Source organism: Paenibacillus sp. FSL K6-1566, from assembly GCF_038050475.1.
Classification (GTDB): Bacteria; Bacillota; Bacilli; order Paenibacillales; family Paenibacillaceae; genus Paenibacillus_AQ; species Paenibacillus_AQ lactis.
Map to the genome: position 1 here is coordinate 1462654 of NZ_JBBOSR010000001.1, position 20719 is coordinate 1483372.

Sequence of the window (20719 nt, forward strand, 5' to 3'; positions counted from 1 at the left end):
GTGAAAGCTGTATATGAACTGCCGAAGAAACGAAGCGGCCGCCTTCTAAGCCTATCGCTCAAGCGGCGCAGGAAGCGGGTAAACCGTTCTTTCATGGGCACCTTCTCCCTGTTTGCGCTCTTGGCGGTGTTCGGCGCCTTCATGGCGCTGCCGCTCGTGTACGCGATCAACAATGCGTTCAAGCCGCTGGACGAGATCTTCATGTTCCCGCCCACGCTGTTTGTCCGCAACCCGACATGGAACAACTTCTCCGATCTGATCAATCTGCTCGGACAATCGTGGGTGCCTTTCTCCCGATATATCTTCAATACCGTGTTCATCACCGGGATCGGCATCGTCGGGCATGTCATTCTGGCCTCGGCTGCGGCTTATCCGCTCGCGAAGCATCGATTCCCCGGGAAGACGTTTCTGTTTCAGGTCGTCGTACTGTCCCTCATGTTCACGCCGGTGGTGACGGCGACGCCGAACTACATGATTCTGTCGTGGCTTGGCATGATCGATACGTATTGGGCGGTCATTATTCCGGCATTCGCTTATTCGCTCGGCCTGTATCTAATGAAGCAGTTTATGGAGCAGATTCCCGATGCCCTGCTGGAAGCCGCGAAGATCGACGGGGCCAGCGAGTACCGGATATTCTGGTCGATCGTCATGCCGAACGTGAAGCCTGCCTGGCTGACGCTCATTATCCTGCTTTTTCAAATTTTGTGGGGGACCGACGGCAACGGCTTCATTTACAGCGAGCAGCTGAAGACGCTGCATTACGCGTCCAATCAGATTATTCTCGGCGGCATTTCCCGGGCCGGCGCAGGCGCCGCCGTGGCGGTCATCCTGATGAGCGTGCCGATCGTGCTCTTCCTGTTCTCGCAGAGCCGGATTATCGAGACGATGGCTACCTCCGGGATGAAGGATTAGGGGGGATAACATGTCAGCGAAACGATGGCTCATTTCGCTTGCGGCGGTCTCCCTGCTGACCGTCCTGATTCCGGGAACAGCCGCCGCCAGCGCTCCATACGAGAGCTATAACTACAATTATTGGGAGGAAGCAACGCCGGCTCCGGCACCGTATCTTCCGGTTCGCTCGGTTACGGGAACGGAGCTTGGGATCGGCGAATTCGCGGATCCCGGCGATATGCACGTGTCCGGCTCCGGCCATGTTTATGTGCTGGACAGCGGCAACGGGCGGATCGTCTGCCTGGACGACAGCTGGAAGGTGGTCCGCGTGATCGATTCCTTCATCCGGGAAGGGAAGGAGGAGACCTTCGCGAATCCATCCGGCATTTTTACGGACGATAAGGAACAGATTTATGTTGCGGATACGGATAACCAGCGGATCGTGGTGCTAAGCGCTGAAGGCAAGCTGATCCGGGTCATTGAGCAGCCGCAGTCCGACGTTCTGCCGCAAGGCTTTCAATTTATTCCGCTGAAGGTGACCGTGGACCAGGCGAACCGAGTGTTCGTTGTTGCCCGCGGGGTTTACGAAGGCATCATGCAATTCGAGGAGGATGGGACGTTCCTCGGCTATGTCGGCACGATCAAAGTGAAGCGCGATTACGGGGATTATTTCTGGAGGCTCATTTCGACCGATGCGCAGAAAGCGCAGATGCGGCTGTTTATACCGACGGAATTCTCCAATCTGGATATTGACCGTAAAGGATTCGTCTACGCCACGAACATCGACGTCGGATCGAAGGAGCCGATCAAGCGCCTGAATCCTTCAGGGGAAGATGTGCTTAAGCGGTTCGGTTATTTCCCGGTGGCCGGCGATATTTACTACCGGCGAGCCGTCGGCCCGTCGAAATTCGTGGATATCAAGGTGCTGGGCGACGGGATGTACAGCGCGCTGGATTCCACGCAGGGACGTATTTTCACATACGATGATACGGGCAATTTGCTCTATGTGTATGGCGGAATCGGCAACCAGTTAGGAGTATTCAAGACGCCCGCGGCAGTCGAAATGCTCGGGGAGCATCAGCTGGTGCTCGATCGAGGCAAGGGAAGCATCGTGGTGTTTGAGCCGACGGCATTCGGACAGAACGTCAATCAAGCGGTTCGCCATCATTACCGCGGGGACGATGTGGAAGCGCAGGCTTATTGGGAGCGGGTGCTCCAGCTTAACGCCAATTACGACATCGCGTACATCGGGATCGGGAAAGCGAAGCTTATGAAGGGGGAGAACAAGGAAGCCCTGCATTACTTCGAGATGGGGATGGACCGCAAAAATTACTCCGTCGCCTTCAAACGATACCGCCGTGAAGTAATGAAGGAGCATTTCGGCACCTTCTTGTCGGCAGCGACAGGCGCCGTGCTGCTGTATGCCGTATATCGGACGGTTCGACATCGAAACAAGAGGAGGGTGAAGGAGGCATGAGGCAGGAGTATTTTAAATTCCCTCTGCATTTGATCGTTCATCCCTTTGACGGATACTGGGATCTGAAGTATGAGAACCGCGGACGACTCGGCGTGGCGTTCTCCGTGCTGGCCCTTGTCGTCATCGCGAGCATCGTGCAGCGGGAGTATGCCGGGTTCCTCGTAAACTTCAACGATCCCCGGAGGCTCAACAGCTTCGATGAGCTGCTGTATATCGTGCTCCCGTTCTTTCTATGGTGCGTGTCGAATTGGTCGGTGACCACGCTGATGGGCGGGGAGGGAAAGTTCAAGGAAATCGTGCTCGCCAGCGCCTATGCGCTCATTCCGATGGTGCTGATTAACCCGCCGATGACGCTTGCAAGCCGGTTCATGGTTCAGGAGGAGACCGTGTTCTATTATCTCCTCACCATGGTCGCGACGATCTGGTTCATCGGGCTGCTCTTCGTCGGATCCATGACGATCCATCAATACTCGGCGGGCAAGACCGTTCTGACGATGTTCCTCAGCGTCATCGTGATGCTTATCATCGTGTTTCTTGGAACGCTTGTCTTCAGCATGATGCAGCAGATCTACACGTTCCTCGTGAACGTCTACCGCGAGATCATATTTAGACAGTAAAGGAGGCCTTAAGCCGTGAAATCAAGAAAATGGCTCTACACGGTGCTTGCATGTGTCGTCATCGCCGGCATTGCAACGGGCTTTCTGATCGGCGCGAACCGGGGCGCGCCGGCGGTGGACGTTGCTGCTTATGCTGCAGGAGCCTCGGAGCCGGCGCCGGGGAAGGAGCTTACCGTTCTGCCGGACCGGACCGAGGGCGTACCAGGCATGAGCCTGGTCGCAGAGACGGCCGGGCTTGGCCTGTACTACCATCCGGAGACGACCGAAATCGCGATTCGGGACAAACGAAGCGGCCGCATATGGTACAGCAACCCGGCGGACCGGGCGGAGGATCCGATCGCATCGCCGTTCGAGAAGGAGGCTCTGTCCTCGCAGCTGACGGTGACGTTCCGCGATTCGATCGGCACGCTCGAAACGTATCCGAACTACACATGGAGCGTAACGAACGGGAATTTCCAAGCCGAAAGCATTGAGAACGGCATCAGGGTTACATACACTCTGGGCGATGTGTCGCTGGGCATCGATGCCCTGCCGAAATATATTACGCCCGATCGGCTGCAGGAGAAAGTGCTCAGCAAGCTGGATGCCACGTTGGCTAAATACGTGCAGGCCCGCTACTACCCGATGAAGGATAACCCCGCCGTGCTGGAGCGCCTGGACGAACAGATCAAGAAAGAGCTGGTCCTGAAAAAAATGCTGGGGGCGTTCGAGCAGGCCGGATACACCGCAGATGATCTGGCCATCGACAATGCGTCCGGGGGTGGGGAGGCGGCAAGCGCAGATTCAAAGCCGCGGTTCACCATTCCGATCGAATATCGCCTCGACGAGGATTCCCTGATGGTGTCGGTGCCGCTTGGCCAGGTAACCGAAAGCGAGACCTACCGGCTGCGCAGCCTGGAGCTCCTCCGCTATTTCGGGGCGGCTGGTACGAAGGAGCAGGGGTATATGCTCGTTCCGGACGGCAGCGGCAGCCTGATTATGCTGAATAACGGCAAGGTGAAGGAAGAGCAATACGTGCAGCGGATATACGGCACCGATCCGAACCATAACAGCGAAAGCCGGGGACAGGTTGCCGATCCGGCCCGCATGCCCGTATTCGGAATGAAGAGCGGAGACGGCGCATGGCTTGCCATCATTGAGGAAGGGGATGCCGTCGCGAGCGTGTCGGCCGATATCAGCGGCAAGCAGAACTCGTACAATCATGTGTTCAGCAGCTTTGCCGTCCGGGGCGAGGATATGCTGGAGCTGTACACCGGAAGCACGGTTCAGGAAATCCAGCTGCTGAGCGACAAAATGTACGACGGCCATCTCTCCGTCAGGTACAGCTTCTTATCCGGCGGGGATGCGACTTACTCGGGAATGGCTCGCTTATACCAGCAGCGGCTGGTTAAGGAAAACAAACTGACGCCGCTGGCGGAAAGCGATTCGCTTCCGTTCTATCTCGACATGCTCGGCAGCGTGGATAAGCAGCGATCCTTCCTCGGCGTGCCGTATCATGCCGTCGTCTCCATGACGACATTTGACCAGGCAGGGGAAATTGCCGGTAAGCTTATGAAGGATGGGGTATCGAATTTGCGCATGCGCTATCTCGGCTGGTTCGGCAAAGGCGTTCATCATAAGCCGCCGGTCAACGCCAAGACGGACGGGGCCGTCGGCAGCGTCTCGGAGCTGAAGGAGCTGGCGGCGGAGCTGCAGGCCGCAGGCGGCGGATTGTACCCGGATGTTGCGTTCCAGCATGTTTACCGGGACGATGGTTCCTTTACGCCGGCATCGGATGCCGCCAGGTTCGTCACCAGGGAAACGGCGGAGCTGCATCCTTACGACCGCAACATGAACCGGATGGATTCGTATTACGGCACCTACTATCTTATGTCCCCGGCGAAGCTTCCGCATTACGTGAGCCGGTTTGCGGATTCCTACGGCCGTTACGGCATCGCTTCATTATCCTTGCGGGATCTGGGCGATGTTCTGAGCTCCGACTACCGGGTACAGCGGGTCGTATTCCGGGAGACGGCCAAGCTGATCGCCCAAGATCAGCTGGAGCGGCTGCGGGAGGCGAGCCCGGATCTGATGGTATCGGGCGGCAATGCATACAGCTGGCCGTACGCGAAGCATCTGATCGATGTTCCGGCGGCAAGCAGCAAATTTGGCCTTACCGATGCCGAGGTGCCCTTTTACCAGATGGTCATTCACGGCTACATCGATTATGCGGCGGGCGCGTTCAATATCGGCAACGAGCAGAATCCCCGCAAGCAGCTGCTCCAGTCGCTGGAGATGGGCTCGGCTCCTCGCTATCTGTGGTCCTACGAGAAGAGCTCGGAGCTGAAATACACGCGGTTCGACGAGATGTATGCAGCCGATTACCGGGATTGGTACGAGGAGGCCGTTGCCCTGTACAACGAGCTGAACGAGGTGCTCGCTCCGGTCCGAACCGAGCGGATGGTCGAGCACACGCAGCATGCGGATGGCGTGGTCGAAGTGAAGTATGAGAGCGGCATGTCGATTCTGATCAATTATACCGACAAGCCGGCCTCGGTTCGCAGCATTACGGTGGAGCCGCAATCCTATGCAGTAGGTGGTGACCGGGCATGAAATTAAGACTGTCCTTAACGCAAAAAAGATCCATGCTCGGCCTGCTGTTCATTGCACCATGGCTCATCGGCTTTGTCTTTCTGTTCGCCGGGCCGCTGCTTCAGTCCATTCTGTTCAGCTTCAGCAAGCTGGTCATTTCCCCGGGAGGGTATGAGCTGGAGGCTGTCGGCTGGCAGAACTTCAAGGATGCGCTGTTCGTGGACGCTAACTTCAACCGGATTTTGACGGAATCCATTCTGGGGACGGTCGTGGATGTGCCTTTAATCCTGTTCTTCAGCCTGTTCTCCGCAGTCCTGCTCAATCAGAAATTCAGGGGCCGGGCGCTGGCAAGGGCGATCTTCTTCCTGCCGGTCATTCTGGCCTCCGGAGCGATTTCTGCTGCCGAAACATCAGGGCTCATCAACCTGGTCGGAAACGCGTCCGTGGCGGAGGAGCTCGGCACGGCATCCGGACAGTTTAACGTGCTCTCCATGGTGCGGATCTTGACGGAAGCCGGATTCCCGATCACGATCACCGATTACATCGTCGAGGCCGTCATGCGGATCTATGACATCATCAGCAGCTCCGGCGTTCAGATTCTGATCTTTCTGGCGGCGCTGCAGGCCGTGCCGAGCTCGATGTACGAAGTGGCCAAGATCGAAGGCGCAACCGCTTATGAATCATTCTGGAAAATTACGTTCCCGATGGTGAGCCCGCTTATCCTGACCAACATGATCTACACCATCATCGACTCGTTTACGGACAGCACGGTAACCCGAACGATCTATGAGACGGCCTTCAAGACGCAAAATTTCGGACTCAGCGCGGCGATGGCCTGGCTGTACACGATCGTGGTGAGCCTGCTTCTGGTCATCATGGGCATCATCGTGTCCAGAAGAACCTTTTACCAAAACTAAGGCTGTCACATTTACGATCGGAACAAGGAACGGGAGGAAGGGAGGAGCAACGCATGGCAATTATTCGGGATCCGTCGAAAGAATCGGTTCAGGCACGCATGAACCAATCGGTTAAGGCGCGCGTGAACCAATCGGCTCAGGCACGCATGAACCGGATCAGGAACAAGACGCTGCCGATCCTATGGTCGGTATTCCGTTATCTGCTGATCATCGGCATCACCTTTATCATTATTTATCCGATCATCTCCAAATTCTCGGTTGCGTTCAAGGATAAGCAGGACATTTATAATCCGACGATTTACATGATTCCGGTACATTTCACGCTGGATAATTTCAAAATCGTGCTGGACCTGCTTGATTATTGGCCGCTGCTGCTCAATACGATGATCTATGTGTTTATTACGATGCTGCTTACGACAATGTCGACGGCGCTTGCGGGCTATGGATTTGCACGGTTCACCTTTCCGGGGAGCAATCTGTTGTTCGCGCTGGTCGTTCTGACGATCCTGATACCGATGAGCACGCTGATGGTGCCGATGTATTTGCACTTCCGAAGCTTTGACGTGCTCGGGCTGGTCCGGCTGTTCAGCGGCCAGGAAGGAATCAATCTGCTCAACAGCTACTGGCCGTCCATCATTACGTCGGCTACGGCGACCGGGCTGAAAGCCGGGCTGTTCGTATATATTTTCCGCCAGTTCTTCCGCGGCTTGCCGAAGGAGATTGAGGAGGCGGCGCTGATCGACGGAGCGGGCGGGCTCAAGACCTTTTTCGCGATTATGCTGCCGAATGCGATTCCGCCGCTCATTACAGTCACGCTGTTTTCGTTCGTATGGCAGTATAACGACACGTTCTATACCTCGCTCTTCATGAGCGAAGGGGCGCTCATGCCGCTGAAGATCGCCTCGCTGCCCGCTGATGCGAATCAGTTCCTGCCGTCCATCATGGGGCTCGGCTCGTCGGCCAAGGCGGATCCGAACTATGTGGCCTTGGTGGTGGACACCGGCATTTTGCTGGCGATTTTGCCGCTCATCGCCCTGTATCTGTTCGTGCAGCGCCATTTCGTGGAAAGCGTAGAGCGTACGGGGGTTGTAGGCTAAGCGTGAAAAGATGGAGCATATCAGAGTCGTAGGCTAAGCGCGGCAAGATGGAGCGTCCGGAGTAGTAGGCTGCCCATGAAAAGCATGGGGTATGGGCTTTGTGGACTAAGCGTGATGTTGTGCAAAGAGTGGCATGAAATTAAGGGTGTGCGCGGAAAGCGGATAATTGAGGGCCGGTAGCTACTGCCAAGAATTGTCCCATAACGACAGGTCAGGAGAGAAGACAATGGCGAAAGCTAATACTTCCCGATTCGAGGTTGCGCCCGAGTTGATTAATCCAAGGGCCTCCGAGGGCGCGAAGCGATTGATGCGTTATTTGTGCAGCATTTACGGAAAGCGGATGCTGACCGGACAGCAGATCGGCGTCGTATCGACGCCTGAATTCGAGATGATTCACAGGGTAACGGGAAAGTACCCTGCGGTTGGCGGCTTCGACTTCATGAATTACTCGCCGTCCAGGGTGGAACGCGGTGCTGAATGCCGCGACACCGATCTTGCAATCGATTGGTGGAACCGCGGCGGGATCGTCACCTTCTGCTGGCATTGGAATGCCCCGAAGGATCTGATTGATCTGCCGCCGGACCGCACATGGGGGAGCGGGTTTTATACGAAAGCCACAACCTTCGACGTTCAGCGGGCGATGTCGGATCAGGACTCGGAGGAATACCGCCTGCTTATCCGCGATATCGATGCAATCTCCGATCAGCTGAAACGGCTGCAGGACGAAGGGGTGCCGGTGCTGTGGAGGCCGCTGCATGAGGCGTCGGGCGGATGGTTCTGGTGGGGAGCGAAAGGGCCGGAGCCCTGCATCGCTTTATGGAAGCTGATGTACGAGCGGATGACCCATGTTCACGGGCTGAACAACCTGATCTGGGTATGGAACGGCCAGCATAAGGACTGGTATCCCGGGGATGCGTACGTCGATATCATCGGCGAAGATATTTATCCGCCCGCTCAGGATTACGGCTCCCAAGCGGAGCGATTCCGCATGGCGGAGTCGTATACAGCTGCGAGGAAGATTATCGCGTTGACCGAGAACGGGGTCGTCCCCGATCCAGACCGGATGCTTGCGGATGACTGCCCTTGGGCATGGAACTGCACCTGGTACGGAAGTTTTGTTTTCACCGGGGAAGGAGACGAGCGTGTCTATTCCGAAGAATATACGGATGCGGAGCAGCTCGTGAAGACCTATGCGCATCCCTTTACGGTTACGCTGGATGAGCTTCCGAATTTGAAGGACTAGGGAAAGATTGGGCGGAGGCGATTTTGGCGCTGCCCATCGAATGCTAAAAAAGGATTTTGAATCTATGTGTGTTATGGTGCAGCAATGTCTTTTCGGAGTGGAGAAAACGATGCTGGATCGAAGCCATGCCGCATGCTAAACGATGAGTTCCATACAAAATATAAAAATAGGGCAAGGTGACTACCATGAATAAAAACATTCTGACATTAACGAAGTGGAATTTTAAGGCTAGCGACGAGACGGAGTGGCTTCCAGCCCAAGTGCCGGGCTGCGTTCACACAGATCTGCTGAGAAACGGCAAGATCCCGGATCCGTTCTACGGAACGAATGAGCATGATCTGCAGTGGATTGACAAGAAGGATTGGGAGTACGAAACGGTGGTTGAAATCGATCCGCAGCTACAGTCTCAAGCCAAGGTTGAGCTGGTATTCGAGGGCTTGGATACATATGCGGATGTGTACTTCAACGGGGTGAAGGTGCTGGAAGCGGATAATATGTTCCGCTCATGGCGCGTCGACGTAAAATCACTCGTCAAGGCGGACGGCAACGCCATCCGCATCCGGTTCCGCTCGCCGATCCAGGAGGATTTGCCGAAGCTGGAGAAGCTGGGATACCCGCTGCCGGCGAGCAATGATCAGTCCGAGCTTGGGGGACTGGGCGACCGGAAGGTCAGCATCTTTGCGCGGAAGGCGCCGTACCATTACGGCTGGGATTGGGGTCCGCGGTTCGTCACGAGCGGAATCTGGCGGGAGGCCCGCATCGAAGCCTGGTCGGAGGTGCGTCTGGATGATGTGTTCATCCGCCAGGATGAAATTACGGCCGTATCGGCACAATTGACGGCTGTGGCATCCATTGAGGCCGAGCAGGCGTGGCAGGGCAAGCTGCGCGTGTCGGCAGCCGGACAGGTATGGGAGAAGGAGGTCCAATTGGCGGAGGGCAGCAACACCGTCGAGCTGGAATTGGCCATTGCCGAGCCAAAGCTGTGGTGGTGCCGGGGATTGGGCGAAGCGCATCTGTATGATTTTCAAGTGGAGCTCGTCCGGGATCAGCACACTGCAGCGTCGTACCGGGTGAGAACCGGACTGCGCAGCGTCCGGCTCGTACGGGACAAGGACGAGAGAGGCACATCGTTCTATATTGAGCTGAACGGCACGCCGGTTTTCGCCAAGGGTGCAAACCATATCCCGAACGACAGCTTCATTACGGAAGTGACCGCTGAGCGTTATCGTCACGAGATTGCGTCCGCTGCGGAGTCCAATATGAATATGCTGCGCATTTGGGGCGGGGGCATTTATGAAGAAAAGGTATTCTATGACCTGTGCGATGAGTACGGCTTGATGGTATGGCAGGATTTCATGTTTGCTTGCAGCATGTATCCCGGGGATGAGGCGTTTTTGGAAAACGTACGGCTGGAAGCGGAGGAGAATATCGTCCGGCTGCGGAATCATCCGAGCATCGTGCTCTGGTGCGGCAATAATGAGATTGACTCTGCTTGGGCCCACTATGACGAGAACGCTGGATGGGGATGGAAGAAGGATTATACGCATGAGCAGCGCGAGCGGATTTGGGCCGACTATGAGGCCATTTTCCACCGGATTTTGCCGGAAGCGGTCGCAAGCTATGCGCCCGGCGCGGAATATTGGCCGTCATCGCCACTCGTATCGCTGAGCGGTGACAAGGATCAGCATGCCAATCCATCCACCACAAGCGGTGACATTCACTACTGGGGCGTTTGGCATAACACTGAACCGTTCGATAATTACAACGTGTATGTAGGACGCTTTATGAGCGAGTACGGCTTCCAGTCGTTCCCGGAGCCGAAGACGGTCCGCACTTATGCGGAGGAAGGCGACATGGAGCTGGAATCGAAGGTCATGCTGGCGCACCAGAAGAATGGGGCGGGCAACAGGCTCATCAAGAGCTACATGGAGCAGTATTATCATGAGCCGAAGGATTTTGAAGCATTCCTGCATATGAGCCAGATTCAACAGGGCGAAGCAATGAAAATGGCAATCGAGGCCCATCGCCGCAACAAACCGTACTGCATGGGTACCCTGTATTGGCAGATGAACGACTGCTGGCCGGTCGCTTCCTGGGCAGGCATGGACTACCTCGGAAGATGGAAGGCGCTGCAGTACGTGGCTAAGCGCAGCTTCCGGGACGTCAGCCTGTCGGTTGATTCCAGGGAACAGGAGGTCCGCGTTCATCTCGTCTCCGACGTGAACGAACCGGTTCGCGGAACGCTGCGCGTCCAGCTGTTCGATTTTGACGGTAAGGAGCTGTACGCTTCCGAACATCCGGTCGATGCGGAGGCGCAGGCATCCTTTGTGGCGTTCCGGGCGGCAGAAGACGGGCTTCTGCAAGGCCATGACCCGTCCCGGGTAGTGCTGCTGGCGCAGCTGCTTCAGGAGGATGACGTGCTCGACAGCAAAACCCATTACTTCGTGAACGACAAGGCGCTCCGCCTTCAACGCCCGAACATTCGCGTAAGCGAGGTTGATGGCAGCGGGGGTACCGCGTTCGTGCTGGAGAGTGACGTGCTGGCCCGTCATGTGTGGCTGTCCCAGGAGGAGGAAGGCTTCTACAGCGACAACTTCTTCGACCTGATTCCGGGCATTCCGGTGACGGTATCCTTTAACCGCAGAAATGCTGCCGGCGAAACGCCGTTCGTCACGGGCCGCCCGGGGCAGGTCGAGGTCCGATCAATGGCGGACTGCATCGATCCGGCGGCGGTCGTGTCGGTATAGTCAGCTACCTTCTTACCGCTACCAGAATTAAATTCATTCGCACGGATTATACGGATGATTCATTAGCAGCCTCGTTCGTAGTGCATATTAGTTGACAGCGATCAACAGTTAGGGTGAGGGATAACCGCTTCTCCAGCCATATTGAACTGTGACCCATAAGATGGACACTTTGAAAAAAGTGACTTCTTGTGGGTCATTTGTGTTTTAATCAAGGTATGTGACGAGGAGTGATACGAGAATGGGGAAGTTGAAACGGGTGCTCTTTACCGAGGAGCAAATGAGGAAGCTGGAGGAGAATCCAAACGTACACCATGTGACCGAGGCGGCCATTACATACACACCTGCATTCAAGCTGGAGGCGCTGAAAGCCTACAAGCAGGGGCAGACACCTTCAGAAATCTTTATTCGTGCCGGCTTCGACCTGGACGTTATTGGTCATAAGAAGCCCAAGGACAGCTTAAAACGGTGGCGTGAAACCTTCGAACTGTACGGTGAGGAAGGTTTGGCTACAGAGCGGCGCGGTAAGGGCAGTACAGGGCGCAAGCCAACTGGTCAGTTGTCAGCCGAAGAAGAATTGAAACGGGCTAAGGCCCAGATCAAACTGCTTGAAGCTCAAGTGGACATGCTAAAAAAGCTCGAAGCGCTCGATCGGCAGAAGAAGAAACGCTGACGCCCTCCGAGCGCTATGAGATCATAAATCGCACCATTCGGGCATATGGCCTGAAACGAATGACACGCTATCTATGCGAGCTCGTGGAAGTAAGTCCAAGCGGCTATTACAGGTGGCTGGGGACGGAAGAAGATCGTCAACTTCGTGCTGCCGCCGACGAGCAGGACATCCTTCTCATCAAGCAGCACTTTGACGCGCTCCGCGGCAAAGCAGGTGCGCTTGTGATTAAGATGCGGCTGGAACAGATAAGCGGCGTTGTCATGAACCACAAGAAGATTCGCCGGCTTATGAAAAAGGCAGGCTTGGTAGCCGTAATCCGTCAGGCGAACCCCTACCGCAAGATGGCTAAGGCAACTCAAGAGCACAAGACGTGTCCGAACCTGCTGGAGCGAAAGTTTGACCAAGGCGAACCTGAGAAAGTGTTTCTCACTGACATCACTTATTTGCGCTATGGAAGCGGACACTGGGCATACCTTTCCTGCGTGAAGGACGGGGCGACCAGGCAGATCCTTGCCGACAGCGTGGCAGCAACACTCGAGCTTCCAATTGTCGAGCGGACGCTACAGCGTCTTTTAGAGCGATTAGATGGAAACATTCATCCAGAAGCGATTCTGCACTCCGACCAAGGGATGCACTACACGCATCCTAAAACCCGTCTTCTCATTGCTAAGGCAGGATTTAAGCAGTCGATGTCGCGCAAAGGCAATTGCTGGGACAACGCCCCGATGGAATCATTCTTCGGTCACTTGAAAGACGACGTTGATTTTAGCGATTGCCAAACTATTGATGAAGTGAGGGTGCGAGTGAAGGAGTACATAAGCTACTACAACTCAGAACGATACCAGTGGACATTAAAAAAGATGACCCCCGATGAATTCAGAGGTCATCTGCTTGCTAGCTAAGCTCTAGGCGGTTTATTTCAAACTGTCCACAAATCGGGTCACAGTTCATATAGGCGAGAGGAGCGGTTTTGTTTTTATACAGAACTTCTTTTGGTAATTACCGTGACGGAGAGATTGGTGGGTGTAAGTTTATTTATTGAATTTCTGAGTGAGCTCTGCTTCAGTCAGGTTCACTTCCTGAAAATCCGCTTTGATAGTATCGTCATTGGTAATTGCGACAACCCTATTGTTTTTCAATTGAAAAATATATGGTTCAATCATACCGTAATAACTTGAAGGACCTGACGGTGAAGGAGCTAATGCAAAGATATACTCACCATTCTTTGTTAAAGTAGCCTGTAAGGGAGTGGATTCTCCTTTGTAGTTTCCTCCAGGAACAGCGACATGAATTTTGCTATTCGGTGTGACATCCCCCTTTAAAACTTTGGTTACCTCAACAGCATAATCCGTTCCTGGAACACTGACGTTCTGGTCTTCTTTCGTCGGATCGACCGAATCCCGTCTAAGGTTTCGGGTTGTTCCCTTATCATCGATAATCTTCCCAATAACTACAACCGGGGAGGTTTCAATTGCTAGATCGATGTTATTTGCCGTGGCTCTTCTTACTTCTCCATTCGACGATCCGCTAACCTGTGCATAAACAAAGTAAACCAGAGTAGCAGCTACAAAAGCCGCCAAAATCGTTAGAGCGTAACTCTTTATTCTATTAACCAATTATATTCCCTCCCTTCCATTGATTAAGGATACATGGCATTAGCACCGTTAATGTCATCTTGTAGTGGTTTAGTATCGGTATAAAGTCCTGTTGCCCATATCACTGTTGGGGAAACCGTAGAGTGCCCTAGACCGATAAAGTGTCCGATTTCATGCAGTGCGGTATTAATCTGCAAATTCGTTTTGTTTAGCGGTCCGGAGTAATTATAGAACCACAAGTTGTTTAGACCTGCATCGCCGCTGCTAGCTTCTGAGGTAAAAGGTTTACAGTATAGATGGGCTCTACCCATATTCGATCCTTCTTCGTTATATATGCCGAAAATATTTGCAGTAAGTAAAGAATAATCATGTGACAGACCAACTTTGGTTGGTGTATCATTCCACCCAACGACAGCAGTGGCAAAAATGTTTCTGTAATCACTTGGCGTGTCCCCGATAAATTTATATTTAATGCTTCCGGGAGAACTCCATTTGCCGCACATGTTGTCTTTGTTGTTGTAAGCAAAAGCATAAGAACCTAACGTAAAAGATAGAACGATTAGGAAAACTAAGGCGTGCATTACTTTTGATTTAGTATTCACCGGATTTCCTCCCATCTGTTTAATTTTTGCGGATTCTAGGGCTGATGCTTTTGTTATCCTCCTTTCTTAACCCAGCGTATCACTGAAGAATCCGCTTAATGAAAACAGCAGAACCAAATGTTTCTGGGTTATGCTATTTCCCTGTATAATACAAAACGCTTTCTTTGGAAAAGGTTACGGTAATATTTCTCTAAAAAATGGGAAAAAACCAATGGACCTGAGCCAGGAGATGCTCATAGAAGCATTGGGATCAGGTAAATGCATGTGTTCTGAACATCAAAATGACAAAGACCCCGAAAAGGGGTCTTTGTCTTAGAGCTCGAATATGATATATGACTGTCCGCCTTCTAGAACAAAAAAAGGAGATGGCGTTCATATGAATAAATTCATGATGAAGCTTGCGGAGTGGATAAGTAATCCTAAACATGGGTTCACCGCTGCTTATGAAGGGGAACATTTCGTTTTTGGAGCGCGCCGCCCTGGATTTCCTTTTGCTCGTGTTTCCTCCGTGCTATTGCAAAGGTGGATTGCATTTATGCGGACACAAGGCATAATACGCGTCATTTGTTTATTACCCCCACGTCAATTAGCCGCTTATGAGGATCTGCTTCGAAGTTACCACCAGGAGTTTGGTAAAGATAACGTGCTTTGGGTTCCCGTTGAAGATTTCCAGCTGGTAGAAGAGGACCAACTTATTTATCGTATTTTACCATTTTTGGCGGAGTCAGAGCAGCTGCAACTGAAAACGGTCGTTCACTGCTCAGGTGGAGTAGGCCGGACAGGTCATGTTCTTGCTGCCTGGCTCGTAAGCTGTCGAGGAATGTCCAACGAGGAGGCGATTACGGCAGTAAAAAGACAAGGCAGAAATGCACGTGAATCAAGAGACAAAAGGTTGGATGAGCTGCTTAATCGATGCAGGGATGCCTTTTCCTAACGAGGGTAAACGAAACTTAAAAACATCACCATACAATCGTTGAAAAGATGTAAGGTGACAACCATACATTTATTGAGGGGAAAGGATGATTGTATTCCTCAAAAATAATTGTTAATATAAGAACATAATGATGAGAGGACTGATGGATGGACAATGGTTAACTAATCTATATTTTTATTTGAGTTGAATAACTTCCAAATACAAAATATAGGGTTAGTCTATCCATTTCTATAAATCAGTGTACATGTCATGAATGTAATGGCAAACTACAAACTTATTTATGAAAATTAACGGCTAATCCTTCCATATCCATTTGGGAGGATTTTTTATTCTCTCATAGGGTAAGCTGTGATGTTTTAAAATCTAAATATAAAGGGGAGAGAGAAATGAGTAGTTCAGACACGATCGTTACGCATGTAATACTCCGTATAAGTCGTTAATATCCATCAAACTTATGCGGAGTATGAAAATAGATGGATTTACCGACTTTGTATACAGAAAGAAGTGCGATATACAAAGGAGGAATTTTTCATGTCAATGATAAAAGTTCAAGACTTAACGTTTTCTTATCCAGGCAGCTTTGACCATATTTTCGAAGGGGTAAACTTTCAAATCGATACCAATTGGAAGCTTGGCTTTATTGGAAGAAACGGGCGGGGCAAAACAACGTTCTTTCAGCTGTTATTAGGGAAGTATGAGTATAGCGGGAACATCCTTTCTTCGGTCGAATTTAATTATTTTCCTTATCCCGTTTCGGATCCTAACAAGTTAACTTATGAAGTTCTTGAAGAAATTTGTCCCCAAGCAGAGGATTGGGAGTTTCTTCGTGAAATATCCTATCTGAAAGTGGATGCCGAGGTCATGTACCGACCGTTCAAAACCTTATCCAATGGAGAACAAACCAAGGTATTGCTGGCCGGACTATTTTTGAATGAAGCCCAATTTTTATTGATTGATGAGCCAACGAATCATTTAGACACCGATGGACGAAAGGTTGTCTCTGATTATTTAAGGAAGAAAAAAGGGTTTATTCTAATCTCGCACGATCGAAGCTTCTTAGACGGATGCGTTGACCACATCTTGTCGATCAATCGAGCGAATATCGAGGTTCAAAGCGGCAACTATTCTTCATGGAAGTTAAATTTTGATAGGCAGCAGGAACACGAAGAGGTAATCAATCAGCGTCTGCAAAAGGACATCGGGCGGTTAAAGGAGTCTTCGAAGCGTTCAGCAAATTGGTCTAACCAAGTGGAAGCCTCCAAAAACGGGACAACGAATTCGGGTTCTAAACTCGACAAGGGTTTTGTAGGCCATAAAGCGGCGAAGATGATGAAGAGGGCAAAGAGCATTGAGTCAAGGCAGCAAAAGGCGATTGGGGAAAAGTCCATGCTGCTAAAAAATGTGGAGAAAACCGAGCCGTTAAAATTAGAACCATTGGAATTTCAGTCAAAAGAATTGATCGTTTTGGCTGACTTGTCAGTGATGTACGATGATCAAATCGTCAATAAACCCGTTAGCTTCACGGTTGAACAAGGTGATCGCATCATACTTGATGGAAAGAATGGAAGCGGCAAAAGCAGTATCCTCAAACTAATATTGGGGAATGAGATACAGCATACAGGCTCAATCAAACGGGGGTCTGGACTTATCATTTCCTATGTCGAACAGGATACTTCTCATCTAAAGGGTCAGTTATCGGACTTTATAGAAGAACATGAGATTGATGAATCCTTGTTTAAGTCCATCTTGCGCAAGATGGACTTTGACCGAATCCAATTTGAGAAGGATATCTCCCATTATTCCGGCGGGCAGAAGAAAAAGCTTCTTATAGCCAAAAGTTTGTGTGAACGGGCTCATGTCTACATTTGGGATGAACCGTTAAATTTTATTGATCTGTATTCGCGCATGCAGCTTGAAGAACTAATTCAACAATTTAATCCCACCATGATTATGGTGGAGCATGATCAGGCATTTCAACAATCAGTTGCAACCAAAATGATATCTGTCTAGTTGAATACGAAGAATGGAAGGACATTACATGTTTAGCGACAACTATGTAATGTCCTTTTTCGTTTTTCAATGTTCCAGGCGGGGGAATCATCCCGTCCGAAACTTTTTCCATCGGCCCCCTAAACAGTATCACTTTTTGACATGATTAAAAGTTATTATAAAGTCAACAAAAGCGATAAGACAATTCAAGCGAAGCTAAAGAAAAGGAAGGGATTAAAAATGGCAAACTACAGTATTGAGCAAAAAGACAGCTTTACGGTGTGAGGGATCGGAACCGAGCTTCAAAGCGACTATACGGATTATGCCGGTATTAACAAGGAAAAGGCAGATTTCTGGGAGGAAGTACAGCAGGACGGAAGGCTGGATGCATTAAAGGCGGCAGCCGCGAATGAATATTTGTTTGCCGTGAACGAAGCGGTGAATAACAAGATGATGTATTATGCTGGCGTCATGACCGATGAAGCTCTACCCGAAGCAACCCGGGTCATTCAATTTCCTAAAGGGGAATATCTCGTTGTAAAAGGGGAAGGGAAGACGGCAGATGAGTTGAATCATATGCTAACTGGCATTGCTTTCGGGCAAGTCTTGCCGGAGGCAAAGGATATCGCCTATGTTGGCGGACCGAACGCCACGGTTGAGATGGGGGAGCGAAACGGATTGGTATTTGGTGAAATGTGGATTCCTGTTGTTAGGAAGTAATGCTTCCGGATGCGAGTTTTGCTCGAAGTCGGTTCAAAGAAGTGCCTCACACAAAACTAAGTCTACGCTTTCGATGCGAGTTTTGCTCGAAGTAGTTCGAAGTAGTAACACTCACAAAACTTTGAGGAGAGATGAACATGTCCCATATCGTTGATTTCAAAAATGTATCCACCGCCGGTTTAGAATCTTCACCCGTAGCCGAAGCACTCGCTGGTTTACGAGCCAATGAAGCCCGTTATTTTATGAACAAATATAAGCATGAATTTACGGTTGTACCCGCCAGCGAGAGCCAAGAGGCCCTGGATTACGTGAACCGCATTTTGAAAAAGGAACGTGATATAGAGATTGCGGCCAAACCATTGGAAACATCGCGGTTCCAAGTGGAAAATATCCAATTTACCTATGTTTTTTATGAGGATGGGCTTGCGCTCAATGTCATGTATACGGTTGATGATCCTAAGAAGCGTGCCGTTGGTTTTAAGCTTTCTGAGGGGATGGAGGTACCCGAGGAGCTGGAAGGGAAGTTTAAATTTGCAAGGCAAAAATCAAAATTAGCTGGTACGATTCGTGGCTCGTTTTTTGTAATCAAGAGAGAATATAGCTATGAGGAGGAATCGAAATGAGTAAGCTGATCAGTGCGGAAACAACAATGAAAGGTAATACCCAACCCCGTGGAAGGAAGGTTGCTTATTGGTCGGTCACCATCCTACTCGCAGCAGCTATTACGTTAAGTGGTATCGGCCAGCTGATGCAATTAGGAGGAAATGTCGAATTAGTGACGAAGCTGGGGTACCCATTATACGTAATGACCATTCTCGGGATTTGGAAAGTGCTTGGAGCGATTGCGCTCGTCGTGCCAGGTTTACCGCGACTTAAAGAATGGGCTCATGCCGGTATCTTCTTTTTAATGACGGGTGTGGCATTATCGCATGCATTTGCCAACGACTATGGGGATTACGGGTTTAATTTTATCCTCCCCCTTGCCTATGCTGCATTAAATATCTGCTCGTGGGCGCTGCAGCCATCGAAGAGCCGCTTATCTTAAAGGATGGTAAATATCACGGACGGCTTCCCCTTCGTATCACCAATAGATTTTTAAATCCAAGAAAATCTATTGGTGAAGGGGGGATATCAGAACAAAACTACGACAATAAGATATGACAGCAGAGCCGCATAACTGCGGCTTTTATGGTTTTAAGCAGCCAAGTTTTTGATCGAACTCATTAGCCAGCGGGCAGGTATATTCATTTAATCCGGTAACGGACATCTCCTAGTCGCAGACTAACTTTCTGTCATGGGTTGGACCTGTTCGCTAAGGACGTCATAGGTTAGGTCATCAATGTTCGAGTGGCCACTTTCAAGTTGTCTTCAGTAATAGCCTAAGTGCTAATGGATTGGAGTAATCTTTTAAGAAGGTATAAACGTTTTGCTTTCCTGTGCAAAAACAGAGCGATATCAAATTTGAATCGGTCTGTTTTTATACCATTACCCGGGAAATTGAGGGAGAAGATCACGATTTCCGAGTCGGACTGCCAGTTCATGTCGAAAAAGTGATGGGTTAGGGGAAGGGCAAAAGACTTCTAGTGCTGCATTTTTGTCTGCAACCAACGTTTGTGAAGCTCCATGCTTCAGGGTCAATATGATTCTACGAAGAAGTAACTGATTATACTCAGCAGGTACAATGCAATAATGATGCAGATAACGATCAGGGTTGATTTTTTCATAGGGGATTCTCCTTGGCAGGTATTAATAAAAAGAGACTGGCCGAGCTGATGCCTCCACAATATTGCCTACTCTCGCACTTTTATCGAGAGCTAGGGAAGGAATCAGTGCAGTATTTACAAGCATTTGAGCAAACTCCAATGGAACAGCCCTCTTGGAAATGAGCTACCATGGAGCCGGCTATCTTCTGACAGAGTCATCTCGCTATATGCGAGGCTAACCTGTATTTACACATGGAGAAGGTCCCACAAACATCCTTGCTGAAAAAAGGGTCTACTAGTATTGAGATGACTAACTTCTCAACGATTTTATTCCTCTTCCCCTATAGGAAGGGGGAGAGTAGCCTTTGCGTTCTTACGATCCATTGCTGGAAGTGGGGAAAGGGATTTGCACCTTCTGCGGGTAGAGCAACGCAGCAGTGCTCTCGGAATCCTTGAATAGCCTCAGCGGAGTAGGCGGAGTGTTCCAGGAGAAGCGGAAGCGTTCCCCTCAAAGCTTTCTGGAAGAAAGCTACTTCGGAAGCATCGGCTTCTCCGGATTTTTACAATAGCTATTGCAAGTTCAAAGAAATCTGGAGACAAGAGGGATCGGAGGGAACATCCGCATGCGGAGCGATGCAGTACTGGGAGCAACATCCGCATACGCAGCGATGCAATACTTGGAGAAACATCCGCAGGCGGAGTCAAGCTGGTTTTATTATTGAGACAACTAACTTCTCAACGATTTTATTCCTCTCCCCCTATGGGAAGGACGAGACTAGCCTTTGCGTTCTCACGATCCATTGCTGGAAGTGGGGAAAGGGATTAGCACCTTCTGCGGGCAGAGCAACGCAGCAGTGCTCTCTCGGGATCCCTGAATAGCCTCGGCGCAGCAGACGGAAAGTTGCAGGAGAAGCTTCAGCGGAGCAGGCGGAATGTTCCAGGAGAA

17 protein-coding genes are annotated in these 20719 nt (G+C 51.0%); 15 read left to right on the plus strand and 2 right to left on the minus strand.

The window, feature by feature from the left end; all coding sequences use genetic code 11:
• The 10 genes from NST08_RS06200 to NST08_RS06245 all read left to right on the plus strand — a co-directional run bounded on the left by NST08_RS06200 (position 1) and on the right by NST08_RS06245 (position 13132).
• The gene (locus NST08_RS06200; protein ID WP_007131554.1) at positions 1 to 912 is read left to right on the plus strand and encodes a carbohydrate ABC transporter permease; all 912 of its coding nucleotides are present in this window, start codon (positions 1 to 3) and stop codon (positions 910 to 912) included.
• Between the two features lie 10 nt (positions 913 to 922).
• The gene (locus NST08_RS06205; protein ID WP_007131555.1) at positions 923 to 2368 is read left to right on the plus strand and encodes a hypothetical protein; all 1446 of its coding nucleotides are present in this window, start codon (positions 923 to 925) and stop codon (positions 2366 to 2368) included.
• Entirely contained in the window at positions 2365 to 2985 is a 621-nt protein-coding gene (locus NST08_RS06210; protein WP_341341601.1) for a Yip1 family protein, read from the plus strand. Before NST08_RS06205 ends, NST08_RS06210 begins: the two co-directional genes overlap by 4 nt.
• 15 nt (positions 2986 to 3000) lie before the next feature.
• Positions 3001 to 5577, plus strand: coding sequence for a DUF5696 domain-containing protein (locus tag NST08_RS06215; protein ID WP_007131557.1), 2577 nt, complete (start codon positions 3001 to 3003; stop codon positions 5575 to 5577).
• Entirely contained in the window at positions 5574 to 6473 is a 900-nt protein-coding gene (locus NST08_RS06220) for a carbohydrate ABC transporter permease (RefSeq protein ID WP_007131558.1), read from the plus strand. The genes NST08_RS06215 and NST08_RS06220 overlap by 4 nt, the downstream gene beginning before the upstream one ends.
• Positions 6474 to 6571: 98 nt before the next feature.
• Entirely contained in the window at positions 6572 to 7570 is a 999-nt protein-coding gene (locus NST08_RS06225; protein WP_040739841.1) for a carbohydrate ABC transporter permease, read from the plus strand.
• Positions 7571 to 7796: 226 nt separating this feature from the next.
• On the plus strand, positions 7797 to 8813 hold the full coding sequence (locus NST08_RS06230) for a glycosyl hydrolase (RefSeq protein ID WP_007131560.1): 1017 nt from the start codon (positions 7797 to 7799) through the stop codon (positions 8811 to 8813).
• A 185-nt stretch (positions 8814 to 8998) separates the two neighbouring features.
• A complete protein-coding gene (locus NST08_RS06235) occupies positions 8999 to 11560 on the plus strand; it encodes a beta-mannosidase (RefSeq protein ID WP_007131561.1) in 2562 nt (853 codons plus the stop codon).
• A gap of 238 nt (positions 11561 to 11798) precedes the next feature.
• Complete coding sequence (locus tag NST08_RS06240) at positions 11799 to 12230, plus strand: HTH domain-containing protein (protein WP_007127449.1); 432 nt, start codon at positions 11799 to 11801, stop codon at positions 12228 to 12230.
• A 35-nt stretch (positions 12231 to 12265) separates the two neighbouring features.
• Positions 12266 to 13132 carry an IS3 family transposase gene (locus NST08_RS06245; RefSeq protein ID WP_244152659.1) on the plus strand — a complete coding sequence of 289 codons (867 nt, stop codon included), beginning with the start codon at positions 12266 to 12268 and terminating at the stop codon, positions 13130 to 13132.
• A 129-nt stretch (positions 13133 to 13261) separates the two neighbouring features.
• Here the strand turns inward: NST08_RS06245 and NST08_RS06250 are convergent, their stop codons facing one another.
• Together NST08_RS06250 and NST08_RS06255 are read right to left on the minus strand one after the other, a co-directional pair.
• A complete protein-coding gene (locus tag NST08_RS06250; RefSeq protein ID WP_007131562.1) occupies positions 13262 to 13846 on the minus strand; it encodes a hypothetical protein in 585 nt (194 codons plus the stop codon).
• 23 nt (positions 13847 to 13869) lie between these two features.
• Positions 13870 to 14427 (minus strand): matrixin family metalloprotease, encoded by a 558-nt coding sequence (locus tag NST08_RS06255; protein WP_341341602.1) that lies wholly within the window; start codon positions 14425 to 14427, stop codon positions 13870 to 13872.
• A gap of 376 nt (positions 14428 to 14803) precedes the next feature.
• On the opposite strand from NST08_RS06255, the gene NST08_RS06260 reads away from it, so the two are divergent.
• The 5 genes from NST08_RS06260 (at position 14804) to NST08_RS06280 (ending at position 19115) form a co-directional block, all read left to right on the plus strand.
• A complete protein-coding gene (locus NST08_RS06260) occupies positions 14804 to 15361 on the plus strand; it encodes a protein-tyrosine phosphatase family protein (protein WP_341341603.1) in 558 nt (185 codons plus the stop codon).
• A gap of 531 nt (positions 15362 to 15892) precedes the next feature.
• A complete protein-coding gene (locus tag NST08_RS06265; RefSeq protein WP_341341604.1) occupies positions 15893 to 17371 on the plus strand; it encodes an Lsa family ABC-F type ribosomal protection protein in 1479 nt (492 codons plus the stop codon).
• Between the two features lie 267 nt (positions 17372 to 17638).
• Positions 17639 to 18070: a GyrI-like domain-containing protein gene (locus NST08_RS06270; protein WP_341342615.1), complete on the plus strand. Its 432-nt coding sequence runs from the start codon at positions 17639 to 17641 to the stop codon at positions 18068 to 18070.
• Between the two features lie 137 nt (positions 18071 to 18207).
• The gene (locus NST08_RS06275; RefSeq protein ID WP_007131567.1) at positions 18208 to 18693 is read left to right on the plus strand and encodes a hypothetical protein; all 486 of its coding nucleotides are present in this window, start codon (positions 18208 to 18210) and stop codon (positions 18691 to 18693) included.
• Complete coding sequence (locus NST08_RS06280; RefSeq protein WP_341341605.1) at positions 18690 to 19115, plus strand: DoxX family protein; 426 nt, start codon at positions 18690 to 18692, stop codon at positions 19113 to 19115. Before NST08_RS06275 ends, NST08_RS06280 begins: the two co-directional genes overlap by 4 nt.
• The last annotated feature ends 1604 nt before the right edge of the window (positions 19116 to 20719 follow it).